Below are 12,874 nucleotides of genomic sequence, written 5' to 3' on the forward strand. Positions count from 1 at the left end.
CCTCTAAGCGACGCAGCCGGGCCGGTTACTGTCCGTGAAGATGGCCGCCGGGTCGCCGGTGTACCAGACGTTCTCGATGCGGATCCGGCTCATCAGCCATCGGCCGCCGTCCCGTACCAGCTCGACGTCGTAGCGGTTCTTCAGCAGCGCGTGCGTGGTGTGGTCGGCGGTGAGCAGGTGCTGCGCCTCGACCAGGGCGGTGAGGCGGGCCGTGTCGCCGGTGACGGCGATGCGCGGGTTCGTGACCTGGTGGGTGGTGTCGACCCGTCCGCTGAAGCCGGACAGGATCGTCGCGACGATCGCGTCCCGGCCCTTCATCAGCGGCGGCGCGGCGCCCCAGCGGGCGGCGGCCGGGCGGAAGTCCAGCTCGGCGTCCTCGGTGAAGCAGGACGCGAACAGGTCCTCGTCCCGCAGATCCTGGCCCAGGGCGAAGCGGAGGAGGGCGTCGGTGATCTCCGTCCGGTCCTCCAGCTCGCGCGGGGCCCCGGACAGGGCGTGGTGCTCGGTGACGTACATGCGTGGTGCTCCCTTCGAACGCGCCTTCAGCCTCCGGTACCGGCGGGCCGTGATCAACGCCGCTCTGTGCCACGATCGTGAAGCCGGGCTTAAGGACGGGAGGGCGGGGTGCTGGAGAGGCACGAGATCGAGGCGTTCCTGACCCTCGCCGAGGAGCTGCACTTCGGGCGCACCGCCGAGCGGCTGCGCGTGTCCACCGCGCGGGTCAGCCAGACGATCAGGAAGCTGGAGCGGCGGGTGGGCGCGCCGCTGTTCGACCGGACCAGCCGCCGCGTCGCGCTCACCCCGGTGGGGCGCCGGCTCCACGAGGAGGTGCGGCCCGCCTGGGAGGCCATCGGGGCCGCGTACGAGCGGGCGGCCGACGCGGGCCGCGGGCTGACGGGGACGCTTCGAGCGGCCTTCACCGGGGCGGCCGCGGGGCAACTGCTGGCCGGGGTGGAGGAGCTGTTCCGGAGCAGGGTGCCGGGCTGCGAGGTGGTGATCAGGGAGGCGCAGCCGGGAGAGGTGGCGCCGTGGCTGCGCGACGGCGAGGTGGACGTCGTGCTGACGACGCTGCCGGTGCCGGGCGCGGACGCGGGGCCGGTGCTGGTGCGGGAGGCGCTGATGGCGGCGGTTCCGGCGGGGCATCCGTTCGCCCGCCGGGAGTCCGTGGGGCCGGCCGACCTGGAGCGGGTGACGGTGGTGGAGCTGGCGGGCGGCGGCCGGGTCGCACCGGGCTCGCCGGGGCCTCGGGCGGCGACCCTGCACGAGGCCCTGACGCTGGTCGGCGCGGGGCGTGGGGTGCTACTGGTGGGGGCGCAGACGCGGCGCTACTACGCCCGCCCTGACGTGGCCTACGTGCCGGTGCGCGACGCGCCGCGGGTCGAATGGGGGCTGGTGTGGCGGGCCGGCGGCGAGACGGGCAGGGTGCGCGCGTTCGGCCGGGCCGCGGTGGACCTTCTGAGCGACTGACACACCTGGGTGCGGGCCCGGCCACGGTCCGATACGGAGTCGCGGCCGGGCCCGCCGGAGGGGAGCGCGGGGCGTGCGGTGGGAACCGGCACGGGTGGGGCCGGTACGCCCGGCGCTCCGGTGGTCTCGGCGCCCGGCGCTCAGTGGCTGGCGAAGGTCTGGGTCCAGTGCGGGCCGCGCGGGTGCTGGCCGACGCCGATGTGGGTGTACGAGCAGTCCATGATGTTCCTGCGGTGACCGGGGCTGTCGAGCCAGCCCCGCACCACCTGGGCGGCGGAGTGCGGGCCCACGGCGATGTTCTCGCCCCAGCCGCGGAGCGGTGCGAAACCGGCGGCCCGGATGCGGTCGCCCCCGGAGCGGCCGTCCCGGCCGGTGTGGTCGAAGTAGCCCCTGGCGGCCATGTCCGCCGAGTGCCGTTCGGCCGCCCTGTGCAGCCTGCGGTCGTGCAGCAGCGGCCGGCAGCCCCGGCCGGCGCGGGCCTGGTTGGTGAGCCTGACGACCGCGGCTTCGGCGGCGGAGGCGTCCGAACCGGACCCCGGCCCGTACCCGCATGACAGCACCACGCTGCGCGACATGGCGGGGCGGCCCTCGAAGTCCATGGCCGTGACGTAGTAGCGGCGCGGAGCGGGGGAGCAGCGCAGCCTGACCGTGACGCGGCCGTTCACCAGCACCCGGGAGTCGCTCCCGAGGGTGCGGTCGGGGCCGGGTCCTGCCTCCCTGATCCGTAGGCGGAGCAGGGACTCGTCGTCGCAGCCGGTCCGCACGGCCGTGGCCGTGATCGTCCCGCCCGGGTCCAGCGCCGGCCTGGCGGCCACCACGCGGCACGCCGCCATCGTGGGGACCGCGGCGCCCGCCGCGGTCCCCACGGCCTGCGCCGTGTACGCGGTCTGCGCGGCCGCCGGGCTCGACGCGGGAATGCCCGTCGCCGCGAGACTTCCGAGGCAGGCCAGTGCCTGGAGCCGTCTTCGCATCGCTGTCCTCCGGTGAGTTGAGCGTCGAGACCGCATTCTGGCCCTCCGCGTCGTTGATGTCCGGAAAAACTCCTCTATATCTGGAGCTCCACGTGACCCAATCGTAACAATTAACCCGCTGGCCTCGGTAAACCCAACGTCTGGATCACGCGTCCAGGGCGCAAAAAACCGGGTGCGCCCGTTGGGGCGCACCCGGTCAGAAAAGTGATCGTGCTAGCACTGCGCGGGCTTGAGCCACGAGCACTCCAGGTCGGGCGACTCCTCGGCGGCCGACTTGAGCTGGACCGCGGCGTCCACCGTCGCGGTCCTGGAGAACTGCGCGAGGCGGATCGCGATCTTGTCCTCGATGTCCTTCGGCGAGGACGACAGATACTGGTTCAGCATGATGGAGAACACCAGCGGCTCCCCGTCGGCGCTCGTCACGTATCCGGACAGCGCCGTGACGCCGGTGAGCGACCCGGTCTTGGCGCGCACGTTGTTCGCCGCCGGAGTGTCGCGCATCCGGCTGCGCAGGGTGCCGCCCACGAACCGGTCCGCGTTCCCCGCGACCGGCAGCGAGTCGTACCAGGCCTGGTACCACGGCTTGTCACGCACGGCGAGCAGCAGCTGCGCGATCGAGGCGGGCGTGATGCCGTCGCGGCGCGACAGGCCGGAGCCGTCGCGCAGGTTGAGCACCTGCACCCCGTTGGCGCGGGCGAAGTCGGAGCTCGCCTTGAGCCCGGCGGCCCAGGTGCCCTGGTCGGCGACCTTGCGGCCCATCGCCTTGGTGAGGATCTCGGCGTGGATGTTGTTGCTCAGCTTCATGAACGGCACGAGCAGCTCGCTGAGCGGCATCGACTCCTTCTTCGCCAGCTCCTTCGCACCGCCGGGGGCCGCGCCGGCCACGGTCTTGCCCAGCACCCGCACGCCGTGCTTCTTGAGCGCGTCGCGGAACAGCGCCGCGGTGTAGGAGGCCGGGTCGTCCACGGACACCCACTCGTTGTACGTGGACGCGACCGTGCCGGTGATGACCACGGTCTTCGTGCCGTGCGTGCGCTCGATGAGCACATCGGTGGACGATCCCACCGTGGCCTTGTTGACGATCTCCAGGTAGTCGGTGTCCGGTGTGGTGGTCACCTTGACCTTGCCGCCGTCGGGCGCGACGGTGACGATCACCGAGCCCGCGTCGTAGTCGCGGTCGGGGGAGGCGGTGAGCGCGGAGATCGGGGCCGCGTAGTAGGCCGTCTCGTCGTCCCACGCCCAGTCCTGGCCGAGCCGGACCGCGTCGAACCAGGTGTCGTCGGCCACGAGCTTGCCGGTGACCAGCTTGACGCCCGAGCCGGCGACCTCGGCGGCCAGCGCGTCGTAGTCCTCGGCCAGCATGGTCGGGTCACCGGTGCCGCGCAGCACCAGGTCGCCCGTGAGCACGGAACCGGCCTTGCGCCCGGAGCTCAGCACGCTGGTGGTGAACCGGTAGTCGAGGCCGAGCACCTCCGCCGCCGCGGCCGACGTGAACAGCTTGGTGTTGGACGCCGGCATCAGGAGCTTGCCCGCGTCGGTCGAGTAGAGCTCCTCGCCGTTCGCCGCGCTCTTGACCATCACACCGGCCTGGGCGATGGTCAGCCGGGAGTCGGCGAGGATCTGGTTGATGTCCTGGGCCAGGTCGGCCACGCCGGGCGAGGGTTCGAGCGCGACCGCGGGGGAGGAGGGGCCGGACGCCCACGCGAGGGCCGCGACGAGCGCGCCCGCGACGAGGGATGCTGAGGTGCGCCGCATAGGGGGTCTCCAAAGGGATGCGACAGGGGCTCGCCTGTGATCATGAACCAGGCGGCGCACGGTGTAATCCGCAAATATCCGTATTTTTGTGGAACTAGGGCCCCTCGGCGTTCATGACGAACCCGCAGTCGCCGAACGAGACCTCGTCGCCGGGCTTGACCCGGGCCGGGCCGACCAGCCGCCAGCCGTTGAGCCGGGTGCCGTTGAGCGAGCCCAGGTCGACCAGCATCCACTCGCCGTCGTCGTCGCGGCGCAGCTCGGCGTGGACCCGGGAGACCGTCAGGTCCGACAGGACGAGGTCGCACGCGGACCCGCGGCCGACCACGTAGCGCCGGCGGTCGTCGTCGGGCAGGGCGAGGCGGGGCAGCCGGGGCTTGCGCCAGGCGGACTGCAGGCTGGTGGTGAAGTCGGAGACCGCCGACACCGCGCCGGTGACCGCGTTCGTCACCCGCCGGCGCAGCGTGAGCCGCCGCGGCAGGTCGGCCACGAGCGCGTCGAGCTCCTGCTGGTTGCGGGCGCGCAGCGCCTGGTCGACGCGGACCACGAAGGTGTCGTGCGAGAGCCGCCCCTCGGCGGCGCGCTCGCGGAGCTCGTCGATCGCGCGATCCCGTTCGCCATCAGAGGCGCGGAACGGTGGGTGCGTCGAGCTCATCTCCCGAGTATCGGCCGCGAGTGCGCACCCTGTCCAGAATACGCGGATCTGTTGCCGAGAGCATACCGAGTATGCATACTCAGTATGCATGTCGATCAGACACGGACTGCTCGCCCTCCTGAGCGGCGAGCCACGCTACGGCTACCAGCTCAGGGTGGAGTTCGAGGCGTCGACGGGGGCGACCTGGCCGCTGAACATCGGCCAGGTCTACACGACGCTCTCCCGCCTGGAACGCGACGGCCTGGTGGCGCCGGGCGGCGCCGACGATCAGGGCCGCACCCTCTACGCGATCACCGAGGCGGGCCGGGAAGAGCTGGCGACGTGGTTCGCCACCCCTGTCGGCCAGACCGACAGGCCCAGGGACGAACTGGTCATCAAGATCGCCATGGCGGTCGCCGCCGCCGACGTGGACGTGGCCGGCGTGATCCTGGCCCAGCGGATGGCCACCATGCGCACGCTGCAGGAGCTGACCAGGGCCAAGCGCGGCGCCGCGGACGGGGCCGCCCAGCGGCTCGTCCTGGATTCCATGATCTTCAAGGCCGAGGCGGAACAGCGCTGGCTGGACCACTGCGAGGCCGTACTCAAGGAGAGGAAGGCATGAGCGTGCTGGAGATGCGGGAGGTCACCCGGACGTTCGGGGACGTGCCCGCGCTGCGCGGCGTCACCCTGGCGGTGGGACGCGGCGAGCTGCTGGCCGTGATGGGCCCGTCCGGGTCCGGCAAGTCCACCCTGCTCAACCTGGCCGGCGGGCTCGACCGGCCCACCTCGGGGAGCGTGTCCGTCGAGGGCGCCGACCTGGCCTCGGTGCGTGATCTGGCCGCACTGCGGCGCGGTGGCATCGGGTACGTGTTCCAGGACCTGAACCTGATCTCGTCGCTGACCGCCGCCGAGAACGTCATGCTGCCGCGCGAGCTCGACGGCGTGCGCGCCGGGCGGGCCCGCGAGGAGGCCGAGGCCGCGCTGGGCGAGGTGGGCGCGGGCGAGGTGGCCGGCCGCTTCCCCGGCGAGCTGTCCGGCGGCCAGCGCCAGCGGGTGGCGATCGCCAGGGCGCTGGTCGGCGAGCGACGCCTGCTGCTGGCCGACGAGCCGACCGGCGCGCTCGACACCGCGACGGGCGACGACATCCTGCGGCTGCTGCGCGAGCGGTGCGACGCGGGCGCGGCCGTGCTGCTGGTGACGCACGAGCCGCGCTACGCGGCCTGGGCCGACCGCGTGGTCTACCTGCGCGACGGCCGGGTGGCCGACTCGACCGCGGAGCCCCTGGAGAGCGCGAGATGAGCGCGTTCCTGGCGGCGCTGCGCCTGTCCCGCAGGGAGGCGCTGCGCGCCAAGGGCCGCACCGCGCTCGTCATGGCCATGATCGGGCTGCCCGTGCTGGTCTTCACCGCCCTGCTCACCTACGACGCCACCGTGGACGTCGCACCCGGCGAGGACATCACGGCCGAGCTGGGCGCCGCGGACGCGCGGATCGTCACCACGGCCCACGGCGGCCGCGTCTCCCAGCCCGTGCACGGCCGGTTCATGCTGGCGGCCGAGGGGCCCGCGACGGACGGCACGGTGCGGACCGCGGACGAGGTGACCGCGCTGCTGGACGCCCGGCTCATCCCCTATGACGTGGGATCGGTGGAGATCCGCGACACCGACCGCTACCACGAGGTCAGTGCGCTGGAGCTGGACCTGCGCGACCCGATGACCCAGGGCGTCCGCCTCTTGGCCGAGGGCCGTCTCCCCGCCTCCGCGGGTGAGGTGGCCGTGACACCCGCCCTGGCCCGGGGGTCGGGCCTGCGCGTCGGCGACACGATCACCGTGACGGCCAGGGACCGGCGGGTCCGCGTGGTCGGCGTGGTCGAGCACCCGCACAACGTGGCGATCCAGGAGGTGGTCGGCCTCCAGCACACGCTCCTGCTGGACAAGCGCGGCGGGCACGGTCCCGGGTGGCTCGCCGACTCCGCGCGGCCTGTCCTGTGGGAGGACGTGCAGCGACTGAACGGCATCGGCATGCTCGTGACCTCCCGTGCCGTGCTGACCGGCCCGCCGGTGGCCGGCGCGTACGGTGACCCGTTCGACCGCGCGCTAGGCGCGCCCGCCCTGATGACGCTCGCCGCCATGGCGGTGCTGGTCGTGATGGAGATGGCCCTGCTGACGGGCCCGGCCTTCGCCGTCGGGCTGCGGCGCCGACGCCGGGAACTGGCGCTGATCGCCGCGCAGGGCGGCTCCGCCCGTCATCTGAAGGTGATCGTGCTGGCCGACGGGCTGGTGCTGGGCGGGGTGGCCGCCCTGCTCGGCGCGGCGCTCGGCACCGGCGGCACGCTGGCGCTCATGCCGCTGCTCAAGCGGCTGCTGGGCCCGTCCGGCCCGGCGGACGTGCCCTGGGGCCCGGTCCTCGGCGTGACGGCCCTCGGCGTGGCGGGCGCGCTCGTCGCGGCCCTCGTCCCCGCCGTGTCAGCCGCGCGCCAGGACCCGGCCCGCGTGTTGGCCGACCGCGAGGAGAGCGCGGGAGCCGGCGTCGTCGCGCGCCGTGCCCGGCGTTTCGGGGTCATCAACCCGCGCGGTGCCCGGCGTCCCGCGCTCGCCGGCTCGCGGCGTGGGCGGCTTCCCGTGCTGGCGGTGCTCCTGCTGGTGGGCGGGCTGGCCGTGACCGTGTACGCGCTGCGTGGCGGGCGTCCGTACGGGGTGATCGCCGATGCGTTTCTCCTGCCGGCCGGTGTGCTGGTGGTGCTGGGCCTGGTCGCGCTCATTCCGGTCATGGTGACGGCCCTCGGCGGGCTCGCCGCGCGGCTGCCGCTCCCGCTCCGGCTGGCCGTACGCGACGCGGCCCGCCACCGGACCCGTACGGCGTCCGCGGCGGCGGCGGTGATGGCCGCCACGATGGGGGCCGTCACGCTGGGCATCGGGGTGGAGAGCTCGATCACCGCCGCCCTTACGACGCACCGGGCCCAGCAGCCGCCGGACACGCTGCGGATCGCGGCCAGGCAGGTCGACGACCGGGGATGGGCCGACCTGCGCGCGGCCGCCGCCGAGGCGCTGCCGGGGGTGCCGCTGGTGCCCGCGGGCAAGGCGTTCGACAGCGAGGGGAGGGCCGTGCAGATCCTGGCGGACGAGAATCCCAGGATCAGCTACTTCCTCGTGGACCCGCCCATCGGCGACGCCCGCCTGCTGGCCTTCTTCCAGGGACGGCCCGACCCGCGGGCGGCCGAGGCGCTGGCCGACGGCAAAGCGGTGGTGTTCGATCCCGCGCTGCTCCAGAACGGCACGCTCGCCCTGCAGTTGACGGCGAACGGCGGGGGAGGAGGCAGTCTCATCCGGATCCCCGCCGTGGCGGCGGCGTCCGGCGACCCGGGCAGGACCGGTGTCGTGATCCCGCCCGCGGCCCTGGAGAAGGCCGGGTACACGGTGGCCGAACGGGTGCTGTACGCCACGCACCGGTCCGCCGACGTCCAGCGCCTGCAACGGCAGCTCAGCATGCCGTCCGCGCGCGCGGACGTGGCCGTCCTGGACAGGGAGGCGCCCTCGACCCTGGGCATGTTCTGGTGGGTGTTCGGCCTGGCGCTGCTCCTCAGCCTCGGCGGCACCCTGGCCGCCACCGGGCTGGCCGCGGCCGACCTGCGCCGCGACCTGGACATCGTGTCGGCGGTCGGCGGGCCGCCCAGGACGCGCAGGGCGATCCTGGCCGCTCAGGCCGGCTTCATCGCCGGGATCGGCGCCCTCGTGGGCGCGGCCGGCGGCGCGGTCATGGGCGCGGCGATGGCCGTGCCGCTGACCAGGGAGCGACAGCCGCTGGGTGCCCTGGACGGCCTGGGGCCTGCCGTGATCGCCGTGCCCTGGGCGGCCACGGCCCTGGTGGTGCTCGGGCCGCCGCTGCTGGCGGCGCTGGTGGCCGGGCTCGTCACACGGTCGCGTCAGGGACCGCCGGGGAGACGGTTCGCTTAGGGTCCCTGAGCTGGTAGCGCAGCGTCATCACGACCGACAGCAGGATGATCAGCGCCGGGACCGCGGTCTGCCCGATGAGCACCGCGGTCACGGCGCTGTCCGGCTGCTCGACCCGCTGGCTCGCCACGGACGACAGGAACCCGCCGATGCTCAGGATCGATCCCAGGATCAGCGCGCCGAACGCGCTGACCCCGCTCTCGATCGCCGTCCACAGGCCGGTGAACACGCCCGCCCGCCGCTTGCCCGTGGTGGCGGCGTCCACCGCGATCACGTCGGCCAGCATCGAGAACTGCAGCAGGGTGACCCCCGCGACCCCGGTGCCGACCAGCAGGATCATCACGTGCGCGTACCAGCCGCCGAAGATCGGGGTGGCCAGCGCCAGCGCCGTGCCGGTGGCGAAGGTGGAGGCCGCCATGATCATCGCGTTCCGCTTGTCGAAGCGCTTGGACAGCCACGTCCACATTGGCATCGTCAGCATCATCGGCACTACCAGGGCGGCGAACAGCGTGGTGGTGGCCCGGGGATCGCCGATGGTGTACGTGGCGAAGTAGGGGGCGGCCGCCAGCATGATGGCCACGGCGAGCTGCTGCGTGCAGCTCAGCGCCGTCAGCCAGATGAACGCCTTGTTGCCCCTGACCACCGCGAACTGCTTGATCAGGCTGCCGGTGTCGGCCTCCGGCGCACCCGTCATGGGGGCGCGTGCCGTACCGAAGAAGGATCCCAGCATGGCGGCGAACAGCACCACGGCGATCACCACGCCCATGAGGCGGTAGCTCGCCAGCGTGCCGCTCTCGCCCTGGCTGTTGACGATCGCGGGGGCCGCGACGCCGGCGATCGCCGTCGCCGCGCCGACGAACACCATCCGCCACTGCAGCAGCGACGTCCGCTCGTGGTAGTCGTCGGTCATCTCCGCGGGCATCGCCTTGTACGGCACCTCGAACAGCGCGTAGGCCGTGGCCGCGGCCATGAAGCAGGCTCCCACGTACAAGGCGGCGGGGATGCCCGTGAGCGGCGGGCCGGCGAACACCAGGAAGAAGGCGACCGGCAGCGTGCAGGCGCCGGCCAGCAGCCACGGCCGGCGCGGCCCGAGCCGCGAGACGGTCCGGTCGGACCAGCGGCCCACCAGCGGGTTGATCAGCAGGTCCCACACCTTGGGCGCGGTCACCACGATCCCGGCCAGCCACGCGGGCACCGCCAGGAAGTTGGTCATGTAGAACAGCAGCAGCAGCCCGGGCACGGAACCGAAGGTGGCGGTGCAGAACGAGCCGACACCGTAGCCCAGCCGCACGCCTCTGGGGACCGTGGGGGCGGCCACGGCGGGTGCGATCACGGAACTCATTGAAGCCGAGCGGAAGACCGTTCGGTAGGGCCTAGTTCGACGGATCCACGCTATTCGTTCACGTTGGCGCATACCACATGCGCACCGATCTCCACCATGCGGCGCTCGCTGAGCGAGTCGGCCACCCTGGCCATGAGGATCGGCGCCCCGCTCGCCGCGAGCTGCGGCAGCCGGGCGCGCACGCCCCGGTGGAGGTCGCGCACCACGTCCTCGGCGGCCGTCATGTGGACCTTCACGTGCAGCATGATGCCGGGAGCGCCGGAGGCGGTGCGGGCCTCGGAGATCCACACGTGGTGGACCAGCGGGAAGTCCATGAGCAGTTGCGCGACGGCCTGGCGCAGCGCGGGCAGGATCGGGTGCGCGCACCGGCGGTAGCCGGGGTCGACCTGCTGCATCGGCCCCGACAGATGCGGTCTGGGCGCCGGGATCCACGGGAGCGGGGGCGCCTCCTGCGACCGCGGCGCGGCCTGGGCGATCGCGCCGCTCCGCGACACCGTGGCCATCGCGCCCGTCGCGTACGCGGCGGGGGCGGCCCCGGACAGGACGGGGGTGGGCCCGGTGCGGGTCGAGGTGAGGAAACGCTGCAGGTCGTCGATCGGAACGGCGGCCGCGGCCGGGCCTGCGGCGTCGATCACGATCTCCCGGACGCCGGTGACACGCTCGATGTCGAGGATGGTGTCGGCGTCACAGGCCGAGAGCGAATGGGTGCCGTGGTGTCTGGCGTAGGTCGCCGCGCTGGTGTATCCGAGCAGCACGCGGTCACCGGCCTGGGTCGTGCCCAGGACGACGGATCGATCCGGTCGCACGGCCACCAGGACTCCACCGTCAGCGAGAGCCGCCAGCAACCGGTGCGGAGCACCATGCTGGGCGAGCACGTCGGCAAGCGCAGGATTCCCGATGCTCATATGACGAACCATAGGTAGTCGGCCACGGCTTATCAGGCTAATGGCGAATAATTCTCCGGATCAAGATGAAGATGGCTGCGGTGTGGATGACTTGTCCCGTCCAGGGGTACGGACCGCGTCATCTCAGATGCTGATCCTTCGTGAAAGCGTTCACAAGCCACCGATAGACTCTCAGGTGACCGGGGGACCCATCGACGTGTCCCTGACGCCCGCCGCACGCTACTAAGGACTCACGCTCGTGAACAAGCCCGTCGTACTGGTCGCAGAGGAGCTCTCCGAGGCCGGCCTGGCCGTGCTCGGTGCCGATTTCGAGGTCCGCCACACCGACGGCGCCGATCGGTCCCAGCTGCTGCCCGCCCTCGCCGACGTGGACGCGCTCATCGTCCGATCCGCCACCAAGGTGGACGCCGAGGCGATCGCCGCGGCGCCCAAGCTGCGCGTCGTGGCCAGGGCCGGCGTCGGCCTCGACAACGTCGACGTCGAGGCGGCCACCAAGGCCGGCGTCATGGTGGTCAACGCGCCCACCTCCAACATCACCAGCGCCGCCGAGCAGACCGTCGCGCTCATCCTGGCCAGCGCCCGCAACACCGCGCAGGCCCACGCCGCGCTGAAGAACGGCGAGTGGAAGCGGTCCAAGTACACCGGCGTCGAGCTCGACGAGAAGGTCGTCGGCATCCTCGGCCTGGGCAAGATCGGCCAGCTCGTGGCGCAGCGGCTGCAGCCGTTCGGCGTCGAGCTGATCGCCTACGACCCCTACCTGCCGCCGGCCCGCGCCGCGCAGATGGGCGTCCAGCTCCTGAGCCTCGAAGAGGTGCTCAAGCAGGCCGACTTCCTCACCGTCCACCTGCCCAAGACCAAGGAGACCGTCGGCCTCATCGGCGACCGCGAGCTCCACGAGGTCAAGCCGTCGGTGCGCATCGTCAACGTGGCCCGCGGCGGCATCGTCGACGAGGCCGCACTCTACGCCGCGATCAAGGAAGGCCGCGTCGCCGGCGCCGGCCTCGACGTGTTCGCCAAGGAGCCCTGCACCGACAGCCCGCTCTTCGAGCTCGACCAGGTCGTCGTCACGCCCCACCTGGGCGCCTCCACGCACGAGGCCCAGGAGAAGGCCGGCACCCAGGTCGCCAGGAGCGTGAAGCTGGCGCTGGCCGGCGAGTTCGTGCCCGACGCGGTCAACGTCCAGGGCGGCGCGGTCGCCGAGGACGTCAAGCCGGGCCTGCCCCTGGCCGAGAAGCTGGGCCGGGTCTTCACCGCCCTGGCCGGCGAGGTGGCCACCAAGCTCGACATCGAGGTGCGCGGCGAGATCGCCGCGCAGGACGTGCGGGTCATCGAGCTGGCCGCGCTCAAGGGCGTCTTCTCCGACGTCGTCGAGGAGCAGGTCACGTACGTCAACGCGCCGCTGCTGGCCAAGGACCGGGGCGTCGGCGTCGACCTGGTCACCAGCTCCGACAGCCCCGACTGGCGCAACGTCGTGACCGTGCGCGGCGTGCTGGCCGACGGCCGCCAGGTCTCGGTCTCCGGCACGCTGTCCGGCCCCCGGCAGATCACCAAGATCGTCGAGGTCAACGGCTACGAGATGGAGATCGAGCCGACCGCCCACCTGTCGTTCTTCACCTACACCGACCGCCCGGGGATCGTCGGCGTGGTCGGCCGCATCCTCGGCGAGCAGGGCATCAACATCGCCTCCATGCAGGTCTCCCGCCACGCCAAGGGCGGCAAGGCGCTCATCGCGCTGACCGTCGACACGGCCATCCCGGCCGAGGTGGTCGAGCAGATCGGCCAGGAGATCGGCGCCGACACCGGGCGCTCGGTCGACCTGGAGGACTGACGGCTCCAGTGACGACGGCCGCCGCCGG

Annotated in this window: 11 protein-coding genes; 5 read left to right on the forward strand and 6 right to left on the reverse strand. The window is 72.7% G+C overall.

Annotation, left to right across the window (positions count from 1 at the left end; all coding sequences use genetic code 11):
• Positions 1–3: 3 nt before the first annotated feature.
• Complete coding sequence (locus FR742_RS02915; protein ID WP_148029474.1) at positions 4–516, reverse strand: nuclear transport factor 2 family protein; 513 nt, start codon at positions 514–516, stop codon at positions 4–6.
• 108 nt (positions 517–624) lie between these two features.
• On the opposite strand from FR742_RS02915, the gene FR742_RS02920 reads away from it, so the two are divergent.
• A complete protein-coding gene (locus FR742_RS02920; protein WP_148029475.1) occupies positions 625–1,467 on the forward strand; it encodes a LysR family transcriptional regulator in 843 nt (280 codons plus the stop codon).
• 140 nt (positions 1,468–1,607) lie between these two features.
• On the opposite strand, the gene FR742_RS02925 is transcribed toward FR742_RS02920, so the two are convergent.
• The 3 genes from FR742_RS02925 to FR742_RS02935 form a co-directional block, all read right to left on the reverse strand.
• On the reverse strand, positions 1,608–2,438 hold the full coding sequence (locus FR742_RS02925; protein ID WP_222708821.1) for a CAP domain-containing protein: 831 nt from the start codon (positions 2,436–2,438) through the stop codon (positions 1,608–1,610).
• Between the two features lie 213 nt (positions 2,439–2,651).
• Positions 2,652–4,193 (reverse strand): D-alanyl-D-alanine carboxypeptidase/D-alanyl-D-alanine-endopeptidase, encoded by a 1,542-nt coding sequence (dacB, locus tag FR742_RS02930; protein ID WP_148029476.1) that lies wholly within the window; start codon positions 4,191–4,193, stop codon positions 2,652–2,654.
• A 94-nt stretch (positions 4,194–4,287) separates the two neighbouring features.
• On the reverse strand, positions 4,288–4,845 hold the full coding sequence (locus FR742_RS02935) for a DUF1707 and FHA domain-containing protein (RefSeq protein WP_148029477.1): 558 nt from the start codon (positions 4,843–4,845) through the stop codon (positions 4,288–4,290).
• A gap of 88 nt (positions 4,846–4,933) precedes the next feature.
• Between FR742_RS02935 and FR742_RS02940 the strand changes: the two genes are divergently transcribed.
• Genes FR742_RS02940 through FR742_RS02950 form a run of 3 tightly spaced genes read left to right on the forward strand, consistent with a single transcriptional unit; the run spans position 4,934 to position 8,774 of the window.
• Entirely contained in the window at positions 4,934–5,446 is a 513-nt protein-coding gene (locus FR742_RS02940) for a PadR family transcriptional regulator (RefSeq protein WP_148029478.1), read from the forward strand.
• On the forward strand, positions 5,443–6,123 hold the full coding sequence (locus tag FR742_RS02945) for an ABC transporter ATP-binding protein (protein ID WP_148029479.1): 681 nt from the start codon (positions 5,443–5,445) through the stop codon (positions 6,121–6,123). Before FR742_RS02940 ends, FR742_RS02945 begins: the two co-directional genes overlap by 4 nt.
• On the forward strand, positions 6,120–8,774 hold the full coding sequence (locus FR742_RS02950) for an FtsX-like permease family protein (protein WP_148029480.1): 2,655 nt from the start codon (positions 6,120–6,122) through the stop codon (positions 8,772–8,774). Before FR742_RS02945 ends, FR742_RS02950 begins: the two co-directional genes overlap by 4 nt.
• Here FR742_RS02950 and FR742_RS02955 read toward each other — a convergent pair.
• Complete coding sequence (locus tag FR742_RS02955) at positions 8,731–10,113, reverse strand: MFS transporter (RefSeq protein ID WP_148029481.1); 1,383 nt, start codon at positions 10,111–10,113, stop codon at positions 8,731–8,733. The genes FR742_RS02950 and FR742_RS02955 overlap by 44 nt on opposite strands.
• A 50-nt stretch (positions 10,114–10,163) precedes the next feature.
• Positions 10,164–11,018, reverse strand: a complete 855-nt coding sequence (locus FR742_RS02960; RefSeq protein ID WP_148029482.1) for a hypothetical protein — start codon at positions 11,016–11,018, stop codon at positions 10,164–10,166.
• 238 nt (positions 11,019–11,256) lie between these two features.
• Between FR742_RS02960 and serA the strand changes: the two genes are divergently transcribed.
• Positions 11,257–12,846, forward strand: a complete 1,590-nt coding sequence (gene serA, locus FR742_RS02965; RefSeq protein ID WP_148029483.1) for a phosphoglycerate dehydrogenase — start codon at positions 11,257–11,259, stop codon at positions 12,844–12,846.
• The last annotated feature ends 28 nt before the right edge of the window (positions 12,847–12,874 follow it).

This window comes from Nonomuraea sp. C10 (genome assembly GCF_008017515.1).
Classification (GTDB): domain Bacteria; phylum Actinomycetota; class Actinomycetes; order Streptosporangiales; family Streptosporangiaceae; genus Nonomuraea; species Nonomuraea ferruginea.

Coding starts and splice junctions, on each gene's coding strand:
- FR742_RS02925 (WP_222708821.1), bottom strand. CDS start 2,438: ATGCGAAGACGGCTCCAGGCACTGGCCTGCCTCGGAAGTCTCGCGGCG.
- FR742_RS02915 (WP_148029474.1), bottom strand. CDS start 516: ATGTACGTCACCGAGCACCACGCCCTGTCCGGGGCCCCGCGCGAGCTG.
- FR742_RS02945 (WP_148029479.1), top strand. CDS start 5,443: ATGAGCGTGCTGGAGATGCGGGAGGTCACCCGGACGTTCGGGGACGTG.
- FR742_RS02955 (WP_148029481.1), bottom strand. CDS start 10,113: ATGAGTTCCGTGATCGCACCCGCCGTGGCCGCCCCCACGGTCCCCAGA.
- FR742_RS02940 (WP_148029478.1), top strand. CDS start 4,934: ATGTCGATCAGACACGGACTGCTCGCCCTCCTGAGCGGCGAGCCACGC.
- FR742_RS02935 (WP_148029477.1), bottom strand. CDS start 4,845: ATGAGCTCGACGCACCCACCGTTCCGCGCCTCTGATGGCGAACGGGAT.
- FR742_RS02960 (WP_148029482.1), bottom strand. CDS start 11,018: ATGAGCATCGGGAATCCTGCGCTTGCCGACGTGCTCGCCCAGCATGGT.
- dacB (WP_148029476.1), bottom strand. CDS start 4,193: ATGCGGCGCACCTCAGCATCCCTCGTCGCGGGCGCGCTCGTCGCGGCC.
- FR742_RS02950 (WP_148029480.1), top strand. CDS start 6,120: ATGAGCGCGTTCCTGGCGGCGCTGCGCCTGTCCCGCAGGGAGGCGCTG.